Here is a 20,902-nt window from a genome sequence, read left to right as displayed (position 1 = left end):
TCCGTCGATCTCCAGGCCCCCGCAAGATCGGAGCGGGCCCGGATGATCAGGTCGGGGCGACCGAGGGGCGGGCCGCGACGGCCGGAACGGCGGCCGGAGCGCTGGCCAGCAGGGCTCTGGCGTGCGCGATCGCCTCGGGAGTGTCGAGAAAGACATTCCCCTCAAGGCCACCCATAACGGTCAGAACTTCGGTGTGCCCGGGGCGAACCCCGGACGCCAGCACGGCGATGCCGCGGTTGTCCAGCGCCCTGATGGCGTTCCGCAGCAGCCGCGCGCCGGTCGCGTCGATCGTGCTGACCCGCGACATCCGCAGGATCACCACGCGCACGTCGGTGACCTCGGAGAGGCGGCGCAGGAAGTCGCTCGCCGCCGCGAAGAACAGCGGGCCGTCCAGGCGGTAGGCGACGATCCGCTCGTCGAGCAGCCGCCGTTCCTCCGCGCTGTGATCGGCCCCGGGCAGCTCCACCCGTTCCACCTCGGCGTTGGCGGTGCGCGCGACGGCCCGCAGCGCCAGCAGGATCGCCGCGCCGAGGCCGACCGCCACGGCCGTCACCAGGTCGAGCGCGACCGTGACCAGGAACGTCAGGCCCATCACCACGCCGTCGCCTCGCGTGGTGCGGGCGAGGGCGCTCACCGCCCCGACGTCGACCATGCGGGCGGTCGTGGCCAGCAGGACGCCCGCCAGGGCGGCCAGCGGGATGCGGCCGACCAGCGGGGCCGCGGCGAAGACCACCACGCCGAGGATGGCGGCGTGGGTGAGCGCGGCGAGCCGCGAGCGGGCGCCCGCCCGGACGTTCACGGCCGTCCGGGCGATGTCGGCGGTGGCCGGGACGCCGCCGAACAGCGGGGTGATCAGGTTGGCCAGGCCCTGGCCGAACAGCTCGCGGTCGGGATCGTGGCGTTCGCGCACGCTCATGGCGTCGGCGGCCGAGGCGCACAGCAGGCTGGCGAGCGCGGCCAGAGCGGCGACGGCGAGGGCCGAGGGCAGCAGTTCCTCCAGCGCGGCGGGGTCGAAGAAGGCCAGCGAAGGGGCGGGAAGCCCGGCGGGCAGGTTGCCGACCCGGGCGACGTGCACACCCGCGAGGTCGGCGGCCAGGGTGACCACGGCGACGACGGGCAGCGAGAACGGGATGCCGGGCCGCAGCCGGGCGCCGACGAGCAGCGCGACGGTGACCGTGAGAGCCATCAGGACCGGCGCGCAGGCCGGATGCGCGGCGAACCGGGCGACCGCCTCGGCGGCGACCCGCCAGACCTTGTCGCCGTGCAGCCCGCCGATGCCGAGCACCGCCGGGACCTGCTGGAGCGCGATGACCACGGCGATCCCGGCGGTGAAGCCCTCGATCACCGGCGTGGGCAGGAACCTGGCGTACCGGCCGATCCTGGCGGCGGCCAGCACCAGCAGGACGGCCCCGGCCATCAGCCCGACCATGAACGCGCCCCGCGGGCCGAACCGGTGCACGATCGGCACCAGCACCACGGTCATCGCCCCGGTCGGGCCCGAGACCTGGAGGTTACTGCCGCCGAACAGGGCGGCCAGCGCGCCCGCGACGACGGCCGTGGCGAGCCCGGCGCGGGCGCCGACGCCGGAACTGGCGCCGAACGCCAGGGCCAGCGGCAGGGCCACGATCGCGACGGTCACGCCGCACAGCAGGTCGCGCGCCGGATCCTGGCGCATGGCCGCCAGATCTCGGCGTCCGGGGAGCATCGGGAGGGACATCCGCAGCGAGCGCATGACGCGAAGCTACGTTCGGTGACACAGAGTCACGATCGGTCGGAGCCAAACTGCCTCCATGTGACTACACGGCGTAGTCACGGCGGCGCAGCTCCGACAGCACCCCCTCACCGAACCAGTACGCCTCCTCCAGGTGCGGGTAGCCGGACAGGATGAACTCCTCGATGCCGAGCGCCGCGTACTCCTGGATCCGGTCGGCGACCTCGGCGTGGCTGCCCACCAGCGCCGTGCCGGCGCCGCCGCGGACCAGGCCCACGCCCGACCAGAGGTTCGGGTAGATCTCCAGGTCGCGGACCGCACCGCTGGCCCGGAAGTCCTCGTGCAGGCCGCGCATCCGCTGCTGCCCGACCGACTCGCTCGCGGCCAGGACCTGTTGCGCCTGGGCGATGTGTGCCGGGTCGACACCCGCGAGCAGCCGCCCGGCCTCGGCCCAGGCCGCCTCGGAGGTGTCACGGCTGATGGTGTGCAGCCGGATGCCGAAGCGCAGCGTGCGGCCCTCGTCGGCGGCGAGCTTGCGCATCCACTCGATCTTCTCGGCGACCTGGCCGGGCGGCTCGCCCCAGGTCAGGTAGGTGTCGACGTGCCTCGCCGCGACGGGACCGGCCGCCTGCGAGGAGCCGCCGAAGTAGATGTCGGGGATCGGGTCGGGCGCGCGGGCGGTCGTCGCGCCTTCCACGTGGTAGTGCTCGCCCTTGAAGTCGAACGGCTCGCCGCCCCACGCGCCGCGCAGGATCGACAGGAACTCGCCGGTCCGCGCGTACCGTTCGGCGTGCTCGAGGTGGTCGCCGAACCGCCGCTGCTCGGCGGGCTCGCCGCCGGTCACCACGTTCAGCAGCAGCCGCCCGCCGGAGATGCGCTGATAGGTGGCGGCCATCTGGGCGGCGAGGGTCGGTGAGATGAAGCCGGGACGGAACGCGACCAGGTACTTCAGCCGCGTGGTCTCGCGCAGCAGCGCCGCGGTGACCAGCCAGGCGTCCTCGCACCAGGTCCCGGTCGGGGTGAGCACGCCCTCGAAGCCGAGCTGCTCGGCGGACCGGGCGACCTGGGCGAGATAGTCGATGTCCGGCGGGCGCACCTGCTCGGCCGTGCCGGGCCGGGCCGCGGGCCGCCCGACGCCGATCGGGATGCTGTGCCCGCCGCCGATCAGGGCCCGGCTGTCACCGGTGGTGGGGAGAAACCAATGGAACTTCAGGCTCACGGGGTCGCCGCCTTCCCGGACGTCGTGGCGAGGTCGTTGAAACGGCGGTCGAAGAAGTCGTCGATCTTCACCTTGCCGGGCAGGACCTTGGCGTCGCTGAACAGGTCGGCGAGCTGCTGCTCGGAGTTCACCACCGTGTCGTCGATCGGGATGACCTTGGTGACCTTGCGGTCCACGGCCTTCTGCGAGACCGGGACCGACAGGCCGGTCTGCTGGGCCCACAGCTTCGCCCATTCCGGGCGGTGGGCGTCGGCCCAGGCGATCGCGCGCTGGTAGCGCCCGACGAAATCCTTGAGGGCGGCGGTCCTGGCCTTGTCGCCCAGGACCTTCTTCGAGGTGACCGCGAAGGCGTACCCGTTGGTGTAGCCGTTGCCGTCCAGCAGGATCCGGCCGCCCGTCTGCGCCTCCACCTGGGCGGTGTAGGGCTCCCAGATGGCCAGAGCGTCGATCTTGCCCGCGCTGAACGCGGCGAGCGAGTCCGAGGGCTGCAGGTACTGCGGCTGGACGTCGTTCAGGCTCAGCCCGTTCTTCTTCAGGACCGACAGCAGGTGGCCGTGCGCGGAGCTGCCCTTGGCCACCGCGATCTTCTTGCCCTTCAGGTCGGCCGCGGTCCGCAGGGTCGAGCCCTTGGGGACCAGGATCGCCTGACCGGCGAGGCTGATGTCGAACGCGCCGACGATCCTGATGTTGGACCGGGCGGCGGCGGAGAAGATCGGCGGGGTATTGCCGACGTAGCCGAAGTCGACCGCGCCGGCGTTGATCGCCTCGAGGATCGGCGGCCCGGAGGTGAACATGGCCCAGTTCACCTTGTACTTGACGCCGTTCAGCTGGCCCGCCGCGTTGAGCAGCGCCTGCAGGCCCGCGCCCTTCTGGTCGCCGAGGTGGAGCGTCACCTTCGAGAAGTCGATGGAGCCGTCCTTGCCGATCGCCGCGTTCTTGGCGTCGCCGCTGTCGCCGCAGGCGGCCAGCGTCCCGGCCGTGAGGGCGACCGCGGCGGCGAGCGCGCCGAGGCGGCGGGTGATGCGGATGGTCATGCGGTTCCTTCGGGGGTGACACCGAGCCGGGCGAGCAGGGTCGCGCGCAGCTCGATGAGTTCGGGATGGTCGCGATGGCGCGGGCGGTCGAGGTTCACCGGGGACTCATGGCCGATGCGGCCGTCCTCCAGGACCAGGACGCGGTCGGCCAGCAGCAGGGCTTCGTCCACGTCATGGGTGACGAGCAGGATCCCGGGGCGGTGCCGGCCCCACAGGTCCAGGACGAGCCGGTGCATGGTGATGCGGGTCAGCGCGTCCAATGCGCTGAACGGCTCGTCGAGCAGCAGCAGGTCCGGGTCGCGGACCAGCGCGCGGGCGAGCGAGGCGCGCTGCGCCTCGCCGCCGGAGAGCGTGAGGGGCCAGGCCCCGGCCTGTTCGGTGAGCTCGACCTCGGCGAGTGCCTTCTCGGCCGCGGCGCGCGGGTCGGCGGCCTTCAGCCCGAGGGCCACGTTGGCCCAGACACGCTTCCAGGGGATGAGCCTGGGCTCCTGGAAGGCGACCGAGACGGTGCCCGAGACGTCCGGCTCGCCATCGGTGGCACGGTCCAGGCCGGCGAGCGCGCGCAGGAGCGTGGACTTGCCGGAGCCACTGCGGCCGAGGAGCGCGACGAATTCACCGCGGGCGATCTCAATGTCGATCTCGTCCAGGACGGTGCGGTCACCGAAGCGCTTGGTCAGCCCCCGCACCCGGGCGACGTGCTCGGCACTCGTCGCGGGGCCGTCGCTCGTGGCGGGTTCGATCAGACCAGGAAGCCCTTGCGCCATGTCAGCGCTCTCCTCTCCAGCAGGCGGACGAGTGCGTCGGTGAGCAGGCCGAGCGCCGCGTACACGACCAGGCCCAGCACCACGGCGTCGGTCTGCAGGAACTCGCGGGCGTTGTTGATCATGTAGCCGAGCCCGGAGCTCGCGTTGATCTGCTCGGCGACGATGAGCGCCAGCCAGGCGATGCCGAGACTCTGCCGGAGCCCGACCAGCGCCTGGGGCAGCGCGCCCGGCAGCACGACGTGCCGGATCAGGCCCGCCCTGCTCAGCCGCAGCGTCTCGGCGACCTCGGCGAGCCTGCCGTCCACGCCGCGGATGCCGGCGAAGGTGTTCAGGTAGAGCGGGAAGGCGACGCCGAGCGCGATCAGCGCCACCTTGGGCGTCTCGCCGATCCCGAACCAGAGGATGAACAGCGGGATCAGCCCGAACAGCGGCAGCGCCCGCAGCATCTGCATGGGCGGGTCCACCGCGTTCTCACCGAGCCTGCTGAGCCCGGCGACCAGGGCCAGCGCGATCCCCGCGGCGGCGCCGATGAGGAAGCCGATGACGACGCGCTGCACGGACGTGCCGATGGCGTCGGCGAGCGTGCCGTCCTTGATCAGGTCCAGGCCGGTCGAGGCGATCGCGGCCGGGGCGGCGAGCAGCCGGTCCGGCAGCAGCCCGGTCGAGGAGGCCAGCTGCCAGAGGAGCAGCACCGCCACCGGGCTGGCCAGGCGACCGAGGGACGAAAGGGACGAGAGGCGCACGGAGAGAGCGTCGCGCATATTCCCTATTTAGTCAATCGGTTATATCGGTTAAGTAGGACACGCGCGGATGTGTGCCGATACCCAGGGACCGCCTCCGATCTCCCCCTCCAGGGGCAGGCCGGCGCGGTCGGGGCGGGCCTAGGCTCGACGTGAGATGAACGAGTATGAACCTTCCGTGGCGCACAAGCGCGTGGTCCTGACGCAGGGCATCCGCGACGCCGTCCTGAGCCGGCCCGAGCGGACCCGCTGGATCCTGCCCGGCTCGATGTGGCTGCGGATCCCCGCGCTGCTGCTGCTGACGGCGCTGACGATCGGCTTCACCGCGGGCACGATCGCCATCCCGCTGAACGGCTATCACGACCACGGCGACATCAACGTGACCCTCGCCTGGCTCCTCGGGGTCGCGCAGGCGCTGCCGCTGATCTTCGCCCCCGTCCGCCCCGTGCTCGCCTGGCGGATCAGCGCGACCGGCTTCGTGATCGGCGCGGTGGCCTTCCACGGCAAGTACTTCTGGCCGTGGCCGGTGACCGCGTGGCTGGCGTTCATGCTCATCCTGTTCTTCGTCGCGGCCGGGTCCGAGCGGCAGACGACCGCGGGCGTCGGCGCGGTCACCGTGCTGGTCGTGCTCGCGCCGGCCTCGCTGTACGCGATGCCGGGCTGGTTCGGGCTGATCCTCACCGGCCTGGTCGTCGTCGCGCTGACCTTCGGCGACGCGGTCGGCGGCCGGTCGGCGGCCGAACGGAGCCTGCGCGAGCAGGAGGAGCTGCGCAAACAGGACCTGGCCAAACAGGCGGTGCTGGAGGAACGGGCCCGGATCGCGCGCGAGCTGCACGACGTGGTGGCCCATCACATGTCGGTGATCGCGATGCAGGCCGAGGCCGCCCCGTACAAGATCCCCGACCTGCCGGACGCGGCGCTGCAGACCTTCGTCGTCGTGCGCGACGCCGCCCGCGACGCGTTGACCGAGACCCGCCGCGTGGTGGGGCTGCTCCGTTCCGACGACGAGGGCGCCGAACGGGCGCCGCAGCCCGGCCTGGACCGGGTCGAGGACCTGCTGGCCGGGGCGCGCCGCTCCGGCCTGGCGGTCGGCCTGGTGATCGTGGGCGTGCCGCGCGAGGTGTCGGCGGGCGTCGACCTGTCGGCCTACCGGATCGTTCAGGAGTCGCTCAGCAACGCCGCCCGCTACGCGCCCGGCTCCCGCGTGCAGGTCGAGATCAGGTACGACGGGGACCTGCTCAAGGTGACCGTCGTCGACGACGGCGCCCGCACCACCCCCGACGAGTCGCACGGCGGCGGGCACGGGCTGGTCGGCATGCACGAGCGCGTCGCGATGCTCGGCGGCTCGCTGGACGCCGGATCGCTCGACGGCGCGGGCTGGCGGGTGGCGGCCGAGCTGCCCTATGGAGATCCGGCGGCGTAGCGGTTCGTCATAGAGTTCCCTCGTGACGATTCGTGTGCTGATCGCCGACGATCAGGTAATGATCCGCGACGGGCTCGCCGCCCTGCTGTCCTCGGATCCCGAGATCGAGGTGATCGGTCAGGCGGGCAACGGGCGCGAGGCGGTCGAGATGGCCCGCAAGCTCGACCCGGACGTCATCGTGATGGACATCCGGATGCCCGAGATGGACGGCCTCGCCGCGACCGCCGAGCTGGTCGGCGACCAGCAGGACCAGGACGTCGACCCGGCCGGGCTCCGGCCCAAGGTGCTGGTCCTCACCACCTTCGACCTCGACGAGTACGTCTACGAGGCCCTCGGCGCCGGTGCCAGCGGCTTCCTGCTCAAGGACGCCTCCGCGGCCGACCTGGTCAGCGGGGTCCGCGTGGTCGCCGCCGGGGACGCGCTGCTGGCCCCCTCGATCACCCGGCGGCTCATCGGCGACTTCGCCCGGCGCCGCCGCCACCAGCGCCCGAGCCCGACCGCGACGTCCTCGCTCACGCCCCGCGAGCTGGACGTGCTGCGCCTCATCGCCCGCGGCCTGTCCAACGCCGAGATCGCCGGCGAACTGGTCCTGGCCGAGCAGACGGTCAAGACCCACGTGGGCCACGTGCTGACCAAGCTCACCCTGCGCGACCGCACGCAGGCCGTGGTGTACGCCTACGAGAACGGCCTGGTCGGCTAGAGGCCCACGTCAGCGGGACGGGTCCAGGATGAGCTTGCCGCTGGTGCGGCGGGCTCGCATGTCCTCGTGCGCCTTGCGGACCTCGGTGAGGCCGTACTCGCCGCCGTTGATGACGCGCATGTTCCCGTCGGCGGCGAGGGCGAACAGGTCGCCGAGGGCCTGGCGCATGATGTCGCCGGGGAGCTGGAAGACGTGCGCCAGCCACATGCCCGCGATGGTGGTCGAGTGCGACATGAGGTTGGCGGGCTGGACGGGTGCGGGCGGCTTGCGGGAGGCCATGCCGTAGAAGGCCAGGCGGCCGAACGGGGCGAGGGCCTTCAGGCTGTCGTCGGTGACGGTCCCGCCGGTCATCTCCAGGACGATGTCGACGCGCTTGCCGCCGTTGGCGGTGATGAGCGCGGACTTCATGTCGGGCTCGTTGGCGTCGATCGCGACGTCGGCGCCCAGCTCGACGGCGAGCTCGCGCTTCTCCTTGGAGGAGGCGGTGGCGATGACGCGTCCGGCGCCCCAGGCCTTGGCGAGCTGGACCGCGAGCGTTCCGACGCCACCGGCGGCGGCATGGACGACGACGGATTCGCCGGGCTCCATGTGCACGCTGCGGCGCAGCAGGACCCAGGCGGTGGCGCCCTGGACGACCATGCTGAGCGCGGTGACGTCGTCGATGCCGTCGGGCACGTCCCAGGCGAGGGCCTGCGGCGCGAGCGCCTTCTCGGCGTAGCCGCCGCTGCCGACCAGCGCGACGACGCGGCGGCCGTCCGCGGTGGTGCCGACGACCTCGCCGCCGGGGACCATCGGGAGGGTGGAGGGCGAGAGGTAGCTGTTCTCGGCCTGGTGGGTGTCGGCGTAGTTGATGCCGGCCCGGGAGACGTCGATGAGCAACTGGCCCTCGCCCGCGACCGGGTCGGGCAGCTCGGTGACGTTCAGGACCTCGGGGCCGCCGAACTCGGTGATCTGGATCGCGCGCATGTCTCTCCTACCTCGGGCCGGGTACGCCGCGGAACGTGAACGGGCCGGACTCGCGGCCGGGCACGACGAACCACGCCTCGCCGGTGCCGTCGGAGCTCACGATGCTCATGAACGCGTTGACGACGTCCGAGACCTCGAGGATCGGGAACCCGGTCTCGGTCAGGTGGTCCTTGATCGGGATGAGGATGTCGGTGTCGGCGAACGAGGGGCACAGCGCGTTGACGCGGATGCCCTCGGGCTCGTAAGTCGGGCCGAGCGCGCGGACCAGCCCGACCACGGCCGCCTTGTTGGCGCCGTAGATCGGGTCGAACGGGGTGGCGGTGAGGCCGGCCATGCTCGCGGTCGCCACGATCTGGCCGCCGCCGCGTGCGCGCAGGGCGGGCAGCGCGGCGTGCACGCCGAACGCGACGCCGTCGAGGTTGATGCCCATCGCGCGCCGGTAAGCGGTCAGGTCGAAGTTGTCGCCGAGGTCTCCCCCGCCGGCGATGCCCGCGTTGAGGAACGCCAGGTCGAGCCCGCCGAAGCGCTCCACCGCGGTCGCGACCGCGGCCTCGCTGTCGCCGGGCTCGCGGACGTCGCAGCGCACGAACGCGCCGTCCAGCTCCTTGGCCAGCTCGGTGCCGCGCTCGGTGTCGACGTCGGCGAGCACGACCGCTGCGCCCTCGCCCACCAGGCGGCGTGCGACGGCCGCGCCGATCCCGTTGGCGCCGCCGGTGATCAGGGCGACCTTCCCGGCCCCCTCAAAGCCCGTCATCCGTGCTCCCTCCACAAGTAACTGACCCGTCAGTTACTATAGCTGAATGGACTTCGGTTTGAGCGCGCGGGCCCAGGAGTACCTCGGCCTGCTGCAGGACTTCATGGACTCCCACGTCTACCCCGCCGAGCCGGTCTACGCGGCCCAGCGCCGCGAGCTGCGCGCCGCCGGTCAGGAACACACCGTCCCTCCCATCGTCGAAGAGCTCAAGGTCGAGGCCCGCAAGCGGGGCCTGTGGAACCTCTTCCTCCCCGACGCGCAGGACCCGGCGCACGGCTTGAGCGTCACCGACTACGCCTCGCTCGCCGAGATCACGGGCCGCTCCCCCAACCTGGCGCCCGAGGCCATCAACTGCGCCGCGCCCGACACCGGCAACATGGAGGTGCTGCACCTGTTCGGCACGCCCGAACAGAAGGAGCGCTGGCTGACGCCGCTGCTGAACGGCGAGATCCGGTCCGCCTTCGCGATGACCGAACCGGACGTGGCGAGCTCGGACGCGACCAACATCTCCACCTCGATCGTGCGCGACGGCGACCACTACGTGATCAACGGCCGCAAGTGGTGGATCAGCGGCTCCGCCGACCCGCGCTGCAAGATCATGATCGTGATGGGCAAGACCGACCCGGACGGGCACCCCTACCGGCAGCAGTCGATGATCCTGGTGCCGCTGGACACCCCCGGCGTCGAGGTGGTCCGGCCGCTGCCCGTGTTCGGCTACTCCGACCAGCACGGCCACTGCGAGATCCGCTTCACCGACGTGCGCGTCCCGGTGGCGAACCTGGTCGGCGAGGAGGGCGGCGGCTTCGCCATCGCCCAGGCCCGCCTCGGGCCCGGCCGCATCCACCACTGCATGCGCGCCATCGGGATGGCCGAGCGCGCGCTGGAGCTGATGTGCGAGCGCGCCGTCTCGCGCGAGGCGTTCGGCGGCCCGCTCGCCAAGCAGGGCGTCGTGCGGCAGCAGATCGCCGAGTCCCGGATGGCGATCGAGCAGGCCCGCCTGCTCACGCTGAAGACCGCCTGGCTGATCGACAAGCACGGCCCGAAGGGCGCCCGCGCCGAGGTCGCCGCCATCAAGGTCATCGCGCCGCGCGTGGCGCTGGAGGTCGTGGACCGCGCCATCCAGGTGCACGGCGGCGCCGGGGTCAGCGACGACACCCCGCTGGCCGCGATGTGGGCCGGGCTGCGCACGCTCCGTCTCGCCGACGGCCCCGACGAGGTGCACGTCCGCTCGGTCGCGCGGGCTGAACTGGGTAAGTACCTCGGCACATGACCTGCTCATGGTCGCGGCTCCGCCGCTCCGGGTCATGGGGCGCCGACGCCTCGTCTTCCCTCGTCGGTCGTTCCTCCCTCCTCAGTCCAGACAAGGCGGCCCCATGACCGGCACCACGGGGGACACGGCGGCACCGGGCGTACGGCGCCGGATGCCGTACGCCCAGCGGCGCGAGCAGCTGCTCGGCGTGGCGCTGGAGGAGTTCGGGCGGCGCGGCTACCACCTCACGCAGATGGAGCACGTGGCCGCCGCCGCGCAGGTCTCCAAGGCGCTGCTCTATCAGCACTTCACGTCCAAGGAGGACCTGTTCGCCGAGGTCACCGAGGCGATCGTCGGCGAGATCACGGGCCGGCTCAACGCCGCCGTGCTCGCCGAGCAGGGGTCGGTGGACGGGATCCGCGCGATGGTGCGGGTGCTGTTCGACTACGCGACCGAGCAGCCCGACGCTTGGGCGCTGGTGATACGGCATCTCGACAAGCCCGAGGTGGGTCTTGAGCTGCGCGAGATGCGCGACCGGCTCGGCGCCGCGTTCGCCGACCTGCTGCTGCGCCGCCGCCGCGCCGACCCGGAGATGACGCCCGCCGAGCTGGAGGCCAACGAGCGGCGGGCGCGGCTGCTGGTGCCGCTGATGTACGGGTCGATGCTCTCGATGGTCTCGTGGTGGCTGGAGCACCCCGACACCCCGCGCGAGCGGGCCGAGGGGATGGCCGTGGAGTTCATCTGGCTGGGTCTGGACCGGCTCCGTCACGGCGAGCGGCTGCCGCGCTCTCATCCGGATAGTGAACGATGATGCTCTTGTCCGGGTCGTCCTCGACGGTCAGCTTCACGTAGCGCAGCGTCAGCTCGCCGCGTTCGGGATGCCGGACGCGGCGCTTGGACGCGGTGAACGGGATGACGTCGTGGGCGTCCCAGAACTCCCGGAACTCCGCGCTGGTCGCCTGGAGGCGCCCGACGATCTCGGCGTAGCGCGGGTTGTCGAGTTGCCGTCCGGCCTCGTTGCGCAGCAGGCCGACCAGCCAGCGGGCCTCTCGTTCCCACTCGACCAGCCAGCTTCGCATCCAGGGCTCGTGGAAGGTCAGCCACACCGCGTTGCGCTCGGCCGCGGGCCGGTCCGCGAGCCCGGCGAACAGCTCCTCGACCGGCGCGTTCCAGGCGACGATGTCGAAGCACCGGGTGACCACGTGCGCGGGGTTGGGTTCGAGCAGCCGCAGCAGGTCGCGGACCTCGGGACCGACCTGGGGCGGCGGCGCCTCGTTCGGTGGCGTCTCCCCCGCCAGCTCCAGCAGGTGGCGGTGCTCGACGGCGTCCAGGCTCAGCACCCGCGCGAGGCTGTCGAGCACCTGCCGCGAGACGCGGGCCGGGCGGCCCTGCTCGAGCCAGGTGTACCAGGTGACGCTCATCCCGGCGTGCGCGGCGACCTCCTCACGCCGCAGGCCGGGCGTGCGCCTGCGCGGCCCGTGCGGCAGGCCGAGGTCCTCGGGGCTGCGGCGTGCCCGCCTGGACCGCAGGAACTCCCCCAGCTCCCTGCGCCGGTCCTGTGTCGCGGTCGGCATGGCGGCCACCTCCACACGCGCGCTTAAGCCTGTTAGTCCGGTTAACAGCATTAACTGCACTCTGCCTAGGGTCAAACCGGCGGCGGAGCATGGGCGCATGAGCACACGCACCGTACTGATCACGGGGGCCGCCGGCGGGATCGGCTCGGCCACCGCACGCCGCCTCACCGAAATGGGCTGGGAGGTGTACGGCGGCGTCCGGCGCGCGTCCGACACCGATCGGCTCCCGGCCGGAGTCCATCCGCTCGTCCTGGACGTCACCGACGAGGAGACGATCGCCGCTGCCGCCAAGGACGTCGAGGCACGGACCGGCAGCCGCGGCCTGGACGCGCTGGTCAACAACGCGGGCGTCATCGTCCAGGGCCCGGCCGAGCTGGTGCCGATGGAGGCGTGGCGCCGGCAGTTCGACATCAACCTGTTCGGTCTGGTCGCGGTCACCCAGGCCGTGCTGCCGATGCTGCGCGCCGGGGGCGGCGGCCGGATCGTCAACGTCGGCGCGATCAGCGCGCGGGTGACCGCGCCGACGCTCGGGCCGATCGCGGCGTCCAAGGCGGCGGTCGCTTCGCTGAGCGAGACGCTCCGGATGGAGCTGCGCACGTTCGGCGTCCAGGTGTCGCTCGTCGAGCCCGGCGCGCTGCAGACCGAGATCTTCGACAAGGCGGGCGACGCGGCGCGCGCGGCGGGCCTGCGCGGCACCGCGGCCGATCAGCGGCTGTACGGGCCGATGACCGCCGCCGTCGAGAAGGCGACCGCGAACATGAAGCCGGGGCCGGTCGACGCGGCCGTGAAGCGGATCGTCGACGCGCTCACCGCACGACGCGCGGCGACGCGGACGCTGGCGGGCCGGGACGCGCGGATGTTCGCCGTGCTGACAAAGCTGCCCGACCGCACCCGGGACCGGCTGGTGTCGCGCGCGCTCGGAGTCTGAGGACCCCGTCCGAAGACCGCGTCTAAAGACTCGGCCATCACCTGCGCGGACGCCGGAACGGCCGGTCGCGCGTGGTTACGCTGGCCGACCGTGACGTCGGATTCGGGCGAGTACGCCGCGATGGAGGCCGCCCTGCGGGGCGCGCACGAGCCGGGCGTCGGCGCCGAGGCGTACACCACCATGGACCTGGCGCTGCGCGTCGGCGAGCTGATGCTGGCGGGCGGCGAGACCGCCGAGTCGGTGGACCGGGCGATGAGCCGGATCACCTACGCCTACGGCCTGCCGCACTGCGAGATCGACGTGACGCTCGCCGCCGTCGGCCTGTCGTACCTGCCGCGCGGCGGCCGGCCGCCGGTCACCGCCGAACGGCGGGTACGGCGCAGGCTGCCGAACTACGCGCGGCTGGTCGCCGTGCACGAGATGGTCCGCGCGGCGGCCGCGGGCAGGCTCACGCTGCAGGAGTCCAAGTTCGCCCTCAGCGACATCATCGGGCGCCCGACCGTGTACCCGAACTGGCTGACGGTCGGCGCGCTGTCGCTGCTCGGCGCGGCGGGCGCGGTGCTGGTCGGCGGCGGGTTCTACGCGGCGGTCGCGGCGTTCGTCGCCACCCTGCTCGGCGAGCGCACCGGCGAGTGGCTGGGGCGCCGCGGCATCGCCGACTTCTTCCAGATGGCGCTGGCCGCAGCGATCGGCTCGCTGGTCACGGTGCTGCTCGCCTGGAGCGACACCCCGATCCGTTCCGGCTCGGTCATCATCGGCGTCGTCATCGCGCACATCCCCGGGCGCGCGCTCGTGGTGTCGATGCAGGACGGCATCGCGGGCGACCTGGTCACCGGGACGACGCGGCTGGTCGAGGTGCTGTTCACCATCACCGCGATCCTGAGCGGGATCGGCTCGATCATCTACCTCGCGGCGCGGTGGGGCGTGCCGATCTCGCTGGAGAACCTGCCGACCGCGCCGCGTTCGGTCGCGGCGGCACAGACCCTCGGCGCGGCCGCGATCGCGGTGGCGTTCGCGGTGTTCCACCTGGTGCCGCGCGCCTACCTGCTGCCGGTCGCGGTCGGCGGCGTGCTCGCGTGGGGCAGCTACGTCGAGCTGCGGCAGCTGGAACTGCCCGCCGCCCCGGCGACCGCGATCGCCGCGACGGTCGTCGGCGCGCTCGGCACGGCCTACGCGCGGCAGCGGCGCGTGCCCGCGCTCGTGTGCGTCACCCCGTGCATCGCGCCGCTCATGCCCGGAACGCTGATGTACCGCGGGATGCTGGAGCTGACCGGCGGCGACACCGGGCAGGGCGCGCTCATCCTCGTCGAGGCGCTCGCGACCGCGCTCGCCATCGGCGCGGGCGTCTACATCGGCGCCGAGCTGCTGCGCGTGATCCGGCCCGCCCGCCGCATTCTTCGTCCCACCCGACGCATCAGCACCCGAGCGTAACGATTTCGACTCAGGCGGTTCCGCCGAGTGTCCATCGGGCGCAACCATGGCGGTGTGGCAGCCCACGGGAATGGCTCGATTTCCCTAGCCGGGCGGATAGTCGACCGGCTCAACTCCTGGCCTGGGGTGGCGAAGGTCAGGGCCGACTGCGGGATGGGCGTCGCTCTGACGGCGGGCGGCAGTCAGATCATGCACCTGCACACCGACGACGAGGCCGAGCTGCGGCTCAGCCGTCCGGTGATAGAGCGCCTCGGCGGCGTGCTCACCGAGTCGGGGCGGGTGCGGATCAAGCCGGACAGCGAGTGGATCGCGGTACGGCTGGACACCGATTCCGACATGGCCCTGGTGGTGTCGCTCGCGAGCGTGGCCATCAAGGCCAGCACGGCGGCCGATATCGCACCGCACTCCTACGCGCCCTGCGGCGCGGCCCGTGCCGCGCCCGAAGGAACGCTCCGGCGCCTCACGACCGCCATCAGGGGCAGCCGGGACCGTTAGGGTCGCCCGCGACGGGGCCGCTCAGCTCGTTGGCCTCCGGGCCGATGAACTCTCCCGAACCGGGTCCGCTCAGCTCGCCGGAGCCGCGGACGATGAGGCGGGTGGGCAGCAGGACGCGGGCGGGCGGTCCGCCCTCGCCCCGGATGCGCCGCGCCAGGATCTCGGCGGCGCGGCGTCCCATGTCGGCGGGCTCGTGCGCGACCACGGTGACCGGGGTCGCGAGCAGGTCGGCGAGCTCGAAGTCGTCGAAGCCGACCAGCGCGACCCGTGCGCGCGCCGCGCGGATCGCCCGCAGCGCGCCTGCGGTCAGCAGGTTGTTGCCGGTGAACACGGCGGACGGCGGGTCGGGCACGGCGAGCAGCTCGTCCATCACGTGACCGGCGCCCGCGACGTCGTGCTGCCCCATCCGCACGATCGCCGGGTCGTAGGCGATGCCGCTCTCCTCCAGCGCCTCGGCGTACCCGCGCAGCCGCTCCCGCGCGGTGAAGATCTTCGGCAGGTCGCCGAGGAACGCGACCCGCCGGTGCCCGTGCGCGACCAGGTGCCGGACCGCCTCGCGCGCGCCGCCCACGTTGTCGATGAGCACGGTGTCGACGTCGAGGTCGCCCGGCCGGTCCAGGAACACCATCGGCGTGCCGAGGGCCAGCTCGGTCTCCAGATAGCCGTGGCCGGTGCCGCACGGCACGACCAGCAGGCCGTCCACCCGCCGCTCGCACAGTGAACGGATCAGGCGGCGCTCGCGTTCGGGATCCTCATCCGAACTGCCCGAGATGACCAGTCCCCCGCCGGCGCCCGCCACGTCCTCCACACCCCGTGCGATCTGCGAATAGAACGGGTTGGCCACGTCCTTGATGACCAGGCCGATACTGTGAGTCCGCCCGCCGCCGCGCAGCGACCGGGCGAGGTCGTTGCGCTGGAAGCCGAGCCGCGCGATGGCGGCACGGACGCGTTCGGCGGTGTCGGGCCGCACGCCGGCCTCGTCGTTGACCACCCGGGACACGGTCTTGAGGCTGACGCCCGCCGCAGCGGCCACCTCGCGCATGGTGGGTCGCACAACGACAACGATGTCATCCGGCCACGGCGCGGCGTCTGGCCTGATCCGGCCATTGACGGCCGCACCGAGAGAGATCACGATCGGGTTTCTTGACAACGTTGTCATCGGGTTGACCCCCGAGGAGGAAAGGCATGTCCAAACGCCTGGCGGCGGGCCTGTTCGCCCTGCTCCTGGTTCCCCTCGCTCCCTTCGCTCCCACCGCGGCGAGCGCCGCACCGGCAGCTCCCGACCTCACCTCCTACGTGAATCCGTTCGTCGGCTCTCAGGACGGCGGACCCGACTTCGGCCACGGCGGCGGCGCCGGCATGAACTTCCCCGGCGCCGTCACCCCGTTCGGGATGATGCAGTGGAGTCCCGACACCGTCCGCACCTCCGGCGGCGGCTACAAGTACGAGGACAACCGCCTGCGCGGGTTCTCGATGACCCACATCAGCGGCCCGGGCTGCACGGGCGCGCAGGACTTCCCGGTCGTTCCCCTCTCCGGCACCATCGGCCGTTCACCGGCCACACACGGCGCCGACTACGTCCAGACCTTCAAGCACGAGAACGAGCAGGCCAGCCCCGGCTACTACGGCGTGACGACCGACACGGGGGTGAAGACCGAGCTGACGGCGACCAACCGCGCCGGGGTCGGCCGCTTCACTTTCCCTGCCGGTAAGCCCGGCACCGTCCTGGTGAACGTCACCGGCTCGATCAACGGCGTCGAGGACGCCGAGGCCACCATCAAGGGCAACACCGTCTACGGCTGGGCCAAGACCGGCGGCTTCTGCGGCACCAAGAACCAGTACTACGTCTACTTCCACGCCACCTTCGACCGGCCCGTGAAGGCCTACGGCACCTGGAAGGACGACTCGGTCCAGCCCGGCGACGCCGACGCGCGCGGCTCGGCGCCCGCCAAGGTGCCGCAGATCGCGCCGAAGACGGTCGGCCGGATCCACAACGGCCCGGCGGGCAAGCCGCTGACCCCCGAGCGGCGCGCGTTCACCGGCGATGTCAACGTCAAGGGCCCCGGCACCGGGCTCTACCTGCAGTTCGACTCCGACCAGCCGGTGCAGATGAAGTCGGGCCTGTCGTACGTCAGCGTCGACGGCGCCAAGGCCAACCTGAAGCGCGAGGTCGGCGGGCACGACTTCGACAAGGTCCGCGACGACGCGCGCAAGGACTGGCAGAAGCGGCTCGGCCAGGTCAAGATCACCGGCGGCGCGGCCGACCGGCTGAAGACCTTCTACACCGCGCTCTACCACGCGTTCCTGCAGCCGTACGTCTTCGACGACGCGGACGGGACCTACACCGGGTTCGACTACCGCACCCACAAGGTCCGCAAGGGACATCACCAGTACGCGACGTTCTCCGGCTGGGACATCTACCGCAGCGAGGCGCAGCTGCTGTCGTTCCTGGCGCCCGACGTCGCCTCCGACATCGCCCAGTCGATGTACGACGACGCGCACTCGATCGGGGACGTGTGGGACCGCTGGTCGCACCAGAACACCGTCACCGGCGTGATGAACGGCGACCCGTACCACTCGATCATCGCGTCCGCGTACGCGTTCGGCGCACGCGACTTCGACGCCAAGGGCGCGCTCACCTCGATGACGGCGGGCGCGGAACGGGTCGGGCCCAAGTCCGGCTACACCGAGCGCCCCGGCAACGCGCAGTACCTCAAGCTCGGCTACGTGCCGGGCGACGTCGCCACCACCGAGGAGTACGGGGCGGCCGACTTCGGCATCGCCCAGCTGGCCGGGCGGCTCGGCGACGACGCGACCGCCGAGAAGTACATGCAGCGTTCGCACGGCTGGCAGAACCTCTACAACCCGCTGAACGGGTGGATCCAGCCGCGCTTCGCCGACGGCTCTTTCTTCAGCCCGTTCGACCCGGCCGACTCCGGCTGGTACGTGGAGGGCAACGGCGCCCAGTACCACTGGATGACCTATCCGGACGTGAAAAGCCTGTTCAACGCGATGGGCGGACGAGAGGAGGCGGCCAAGCGGCTGGACGCCTTCTTCGCCAAGCTCAACGCCGGGCCGCACGAGCCGCTGGCCTACCTGGGCAACGAACCCTCGCTTCAGTCCCCGTGGCTGTACGCGTGGGCGGGCAAGCCGTACCGGACCCAGGACGTGGTCCGGCGGGCGCGGACCGAGCTGTTCAAGCCGACGCCTAACGGCCTGGTCGGCAACGACGACCTCGGCACGATGTCGGCCTGGTACGTGTGGGCCTCGATGGGCATGTACCCGGTGATCCCGGGCCGTGCCGAGCTGATGGTGAACGGGCCGGAGTTCCCCAAGATCGAGATCCGCCGGTCCTCCGGGCAGCAGTTCACCATCACCGCGCCGGGCGCCTCGGACTCGACGCCGTACGTCCAGTCGCTGAAGGTCGACGGCAAGGCGACCTCCAAGGCGTGGCTGCCGGAGTCGTTCGCGTCCAAGGGCGGCAAGCTGGACTTCACGATGGGCTCGGCGCCCAACACCGAGTTCGGCTCGGCGGAGGCCGACGCGCCGCCGTCGTTCGGCGAGGGCGGCCGGTCCTACCTCACGGCCGTCAGCCCGGGCCTGATCCCGCTGGAGCCCGGCGGCAGCGGCACCACCACGCTGCGGGTGCAGTCGCTGACCGGTGGCGGGGACGTGACCTGGAAGGCGAACCCGCCGGCCGGGATCACGGTCACGCCCTCCTCCGGGACGCTCAAGGTGCCCGCGTCCGGGCACGCCGACCAGCAGGTGACGATCTCGGTCGCCGCCGACGCCAAGGTCGACTACCACTCGGTGCCGTTCGAGATCCCGGGCGCCGGTGACGCCGGGGTGACCGTCAACGTCGCCCACAAGGGCACGATCGAGTGGTACCAGAACAACGCCGGCATCTCCGACGACGACAACCCGGGCCTGGCCAACTTCGACGGCGGCGGCTGGTCGTACTCCAGCCAGGCGCTCGCCGCCGCGGGCTTCGGCCCCGGCAAGCAGGTGACCTGGAACGGCTTCACCTTCGGGTGGCCGGGCCGCAAGCCCGGACAGCTGGACAACGTGCAGGCCATGGGCCAGACGGTCGAGCTGACCGACGCGCCCAAGGCGGGCAAGCTGGCCTTCCTCGGCTCGGCGGGCAACGGCGACGTCCAGACCACCGTGACGGTCACCTACACCGACGGCTCGACGCAGAACGCGACGGTGGGGCTGAGCGACTGGGCGCTCAGCGCGGACGCCTACCCGCCCAGGTTCGGCAACGAGATCGTCGCCAAGACCCCGTACCGCAACAGCGGCGACGGGACACCCGACAAGATCAACGTCTATGTGTTCGGCGCCGCGCCGATCGGGCTGGACGCGAGCAAGCAGGTGAAGAGCTTCAAGCTCAACACCCCGTCCACGGGCGGCGGCTCGTTCCACGTGTTCGCGTGGGCGTTCGGCGGCTAGCGCTCTGGCGCCGGTGATTCAAGGCAGGTCCTCGGCGGCGGGCTTCTTCTTCTGGAACAACCAGGTGTTGAAGACGCCGCCGAGGTTCTTGCCCGACATCGACTGGCACAGGTCAATGAACTTCTGGGTGTCGACGTTCCCGTAGCGGTACGTGGACGTCCAGGCCCGGAGGATGTCGAAGAAGGTCTTGTCGCCCACGGCCTCGCGCACCTTGTGCAGGACCATGGCGCCGCGGATGTAGACCGGGTCGCCGGAGATCTCGTCGGCCGGCGGGTCGGTCGGCGGGAACGCCCAGGTGTCGCCCTCGGTGTCGGTGTAGGAGTTGTGGAAGTTCTCCTGCACGGTCTCCTCGCCGTGGTCCTCCTCCCAGATCCACTCGGCGTAGACGGCGAAGCCCTCGTTCAGCCACATGTCCTTCCAGCTGCTGGGCGTCACCGAGTCGCCGAACCACTGGTGCGACATCTCGTGGACGACGAGCTTCTCGCTGGGCGCGGCCTCGAAGAACGGCTTGGTCTGGGTCTCCAGCGAGTAGCCGACGTCGGGCGTGTGATCGACGATCGCCCCGGCGCTGCTGAACGGATAGGGCCCGAACAGCCTGCTCCCCCACTGGATGACCTCGGGCACGAGCTTGGTCAGGTCCCGGCTGTCCTCGTCCACCTCGTCGGGGTCGACGGCGATGTAGACCGGGCGGCCGTCGGCCTTGAACTGCTTCACCCGGAACTCGCCGATCACCACGCTGGCCAGGTAGGTCGCCATCGGCTCGGGGCTGTGCCAGGTGAAGGTGCCGCCGTGCTGAGCGGTCAGCGCGCCGTTGGCGACCGCGGTGAGACCCTTGGGAACGGTCACGGTGAAGTCGAAGGAGGCCTTGTCTGAGGGATGGTCGTTGCTCGGGAACCACGCCATCGCCCCGGTCGGCTCGCCGAGCGCGGCGGCGCCGTCGTCGGTCCGCAGCCAGCCCTCGGTGGACTCGTCCGGGTCGGTGATCTGCTTCGGCTTGCCGTCGTAGACGATCTCGGTGGTGAAGTCGCGGCCGCTGCGGAGAGCGTCGTGCGGCGTCAGCGTGAGCTCGGTGCCCTTGCGCCGTACCCCGGCCGACTTGCCGTTCACGGTCGCCGAACGCACCGTGAGGCCGTCGAGGTCGAGATTGAACGAGCTGAGCGCCTGGGTGGCGCGGGCCGTGATGTCGGCCTTGGCGTTCAGGTGGTCGCCGTCGGGCTGGTAGTTGAGCGTCAGCCCGTAGTGCTGGACGTCGTAGCCGCCGTTCCCGATCCCGGTGAACAGCGAGTCACCGGCGCCGGTGGCCCCCGGCTCGGCGGGCGCGTCGTTCTGCGGGCCGCAGGCGGTCACCGTGGCCGCCGTGGCGGCGGCGATGGCGGTGGTCGCGGCAAGGAGGGCGAATGCGCGGACGGAGCCTCTGCGTCGCCTCACGTTCCCCCTTCTGACCTGCCCGGGCACTGCGCGGACA

General features: G+C 71.8%; 18 protein-coding genes. 8 read left to right on the top strand and 10 right to left on the bottom strand.

Going from position 1 to position 20,902, the window contains the following annotated elements; genetic code table 11:
- Positions 1 to 46: 46 nt before the first annotated feature.
- From J4573_RS37010 to J4573_RS36990, 5 genes are all read right to left on the bottom strand, one after another.
- Complete coding sequence (locus tag J4573_RS37010; RefSeq protein ID WP_208260762.1) at positions 47 to 1,732, bottom strand: SulP family inorganic anion transporter; 1,686 nt, start codon at positions 1,730 to 1,732, stop codon at positions 47 to 49.
- Positions 1,733 to 1,796: 64 nt separating this feature from the next.
- The gene (locus J4573_RS37005) at positions 1,797 to 2,930 is read right to left on the bottom strand and encodes an LLM class flavin-dependent oxidoreductase (RefSeq protein ID WP_208260761.1); all 1,134 of its coding nucleotides are present in this window, start codon (positions 2,928 to 2,930) and stop codon (positions 1,797 to 1,799) included.
- On the bottom strand, positions 2,927 to 3,964 hold the full coding sequence (locus J4573_RS37000; protein WP_243774167.1) for an ABC transporter substrate-binding protein: 1,038 nt from the start codon (positions 3,962 to 3,964) through the stop codon (positions 2,927 to 2,929). Before J4573_RS37000 ends, J4573_RS37005 begins: the two co-directional genes overlap by 4 nt.
- Positions 3,961 to 4,728 (bottom strand): ABC transporter ATP-binding protein, encoded by a 768-nt coding sequence (locus J4573_RS36995; protein WP_208260760.1) that lies wholly within the window; start codon positions 4,726 to 4,728, stop codon positions 3,961 to 3,963. Before J4573_RS36995 ends, J4573_RS37000 begins: the two co-directional genes overlap by 4 nt.
- On the bottom strand, positions 4,704 to 5,471 hold the full coding sequence (locus J4573_RS36990) for an ABC transporter permease (protein WP_307797197.1): 768 nt from the start codon (positions 5,469 to 5,471) through the stop codon (positions 4,704 to 4,706). The genes J4573_RS36995 and J4573_RS36990 overlap by 25 nt, the downstream gene beginning before the upstream one ends.
- 154 nt (positions 5,472 to 5,625) lie before the next feature.
- On the opposite strand from J4573_RS36990, the gene J4573_RS36985 reads away from it, so the two are divergent.
- Positions 5,626 to 6,891 carry a sensor histidine kinase gene (locus tag J4573_RS36985; protein ID WP_208260758.1) on the top strand — a complete coding sequence of 422 codons (1,266 nt, stop codon included), beginning with the start codon at positions 5,626 to 5,628 and terminating at the stop codon, positions 6,889 to 6,891.
- Between the two features lie 22 nt (positions 6,892 to 6,913).
- Positions 6,914 to 7,591 (top strand): response regulator, encoded by a 678-nt coding sequence (locus J4573_RS36980; RefSeq protein ID WP_208260757.1) that lies wholly within the window; start codon positions 6,914 to 6,916, stop codon positions 7,589 to 7,591.
- A gap of 9 nt (positions 7,592 to 7,600) precedes the next feature.
- On the opposite strand, the gene J4573_RS36975 is transcribed toward J4573_RS36980, so the two are convergent.
- Together J4573_RS36975 and J4573_RS36970 are read right to left on the bottom strand one after the other, a co-directional pair.
- Positions 7,601 to 8,557 carry a quinone oxidoreductase family protein gene (locus J4573_RS36975; RefSeq protein WP_208260756.1) on the bottom strand — a complete coding sequence of 319 codons (957 nt, stop codon included), beginning with the start codon at positions 8,555 to 8,557 and terminating at the stop codon, positions 7,601 to 7,603.
- 7 nt (positions 8,558 to 8,564) lie between these two features.
- The gene (locus J4573_RS36970; protein ID WP_208260755.1) at positions 8,565 to 9,311 is read right to left on the bottom strand and encodes an SDR family oxidoreductase; all 747 of its coding nucleotides are present in this window, start codon (positions 9,309 to 9,311) and stop codon (positions 8,565 to 8,567) included.
- Positions 9,312 to 9,357: 46 nt separating this feature from the next.
- Between J4573_RS36970 and J4573_RS36965 the strand changes: the two genes are divergently transcribed.
- Positions 9,358 to 10,581 carry an acyl-CoA dehydrogenase family protein gene (locus J4573_RS36965; RefSeq protein WP_208260754.1) on the top strand — a complete coding sequence of 408 codons (1,224 nt, stop codon included), beginning with the start codon at positions 9,358 to 9,360 and terminating at the stop codon, positions 10,579 to 10,581.
- A gap of 103 nt (positions 10,582 to 10,684) precedes the next feature.
- Positions 10,685 to 11,371 carry a TetR/AcrR family transcriptional regulator gene (locus J4573_RS36960; RefSeq protein ID WP_208260753.1) on the top strand — a complete coding sequence of 229 codons (687 nt, stop codon included), beginning with the start codon at positions 10,685 to 10,687 and terminating at the stop codon, positions 11,369 to 11,371.
- Here the strand turns inward: J4573_RS36960 and J4573_RS36955 are convergent.
- Positions 11,298 to 12,134, bottom strand: coding sequence for a helix-turn-helix transcriptional regulator (locus J4573_RS36955; protein WP_208260752.1), 837 nt, complete (start codon positions 12,132 to 12,134; stop codon positions 11,298 to 11,300). The genes J4573_RS36960 and J4573_RS36955 overlap by 74 nt on opposite strands.
- 97 nt (positions 12,135 to 12,231) lie before the next feature.
- Between J4573_RS36955 and J4573_RS36950 the strand changes: the two genes are divergently transcribed.
- From J4573_RS36950 to J4573_RS36940, 3 genes are all read left to right on the top strand, one after another.
- Positions 12,232 to 13,062, top strand: a complete 831-nt coding sequence (locus J4573_RS36950; protein WP_208260751.1) for an SDR family oxidoreductase — start codon at positions 12,232 to 12,234, stop codon at positions 13,060 to 13,062.
- A 90-nt stretch (positions 13,063 to 13,152) separates the two neighbouring features.
- Complete coding sequence (locus J4573_RS36945; protein WP_307797196.1) at positions 13,153 to 14,493, top strand: threonine/serine exporter family protein; 1,341 nt, start codon at positions 13,153 to 13,155, stop codon at positions 14,491 to 14,493.
- Between the two features lie 126 nt (positions 14,494 to 14,619).
- A complete protein-coding gene (locus tag J4573_RS36940) occupies positions 14,620 to 14,988 on the top strand; it encodes a luciferase domain-containing protein (protein WP_208260750.1) in 369 nt (122 codons plus the stop codon).
- Here J4573_RS36940 and J4573_RS36935 read toward each other — a convergent pair.
- The gene (locus tag J4573_RS36935) at positions 14,966 to 16,042 is read right to left on the bottom strand and encodes a LacI family DNA-binding transcriptional regulator (protein WP_307797194.1); all 1,077 of its coding nucleotides are present in this window, start codon (positions 16,040 to 16,042) and stop codon (positions 14,966 to 14,968) included. The genes J4573_RS36940 and J4573_RS36935 overlap by 23 nt on opposite strands.
- A gap of 131 nt (positions 16,043 to 16,173) precedes the next feature.
- On the opposite strand from J4573_RS36935, the gene J4573_RS36930 reads away from it, so the two are divergent.
- Positions 16,174 to 19,437, top strand: a complete 3,264-nt coding sequence (locus tag J4573_RS36930) for a GH92 family glycosyl hydrolase (RefSeq protein ID WP_208260749.1) — start codon at positions 16,174 to 16,176, stop codon at positions 19,435 to 19,437.
- Between the two features lie 18 nt (positions 19,438 to 19,455).
- Here the strand turns inward: J4573_RS36930 and J4573_RS36925 are convergent, their stop codons facing one another.
- The gene (locus J4573_RS36925; RefSeq protein ID WP_208260748.1) at positions 19,456 to 20,865 is read right to left on the bottom strand and encodes a M1 family metallopeptidase; all 1,410 of its coding nucleotides are present in this window, start codon (positions 20,863 to 20,865) and stop codon (positions 19,456 to 19,458) included.
- Positions 20,866 to 20,902 lie beyond the last annotated feature (37 nt).

The organism is Actinomadura barringtoniae (assembly GCF_017573505.1).
Taxonomy (GTDB): Bacteria; Actinomycetota; Actinomycetes; order Streptosporangiales; family Streptosporangiaceae; genus Spirillospora; species Spirillospora barringtoniae.
Note: the sequence above shows the minus strand (reverse complement) of the source record. Positions and strands in the feature narration are given on the sequence as shown.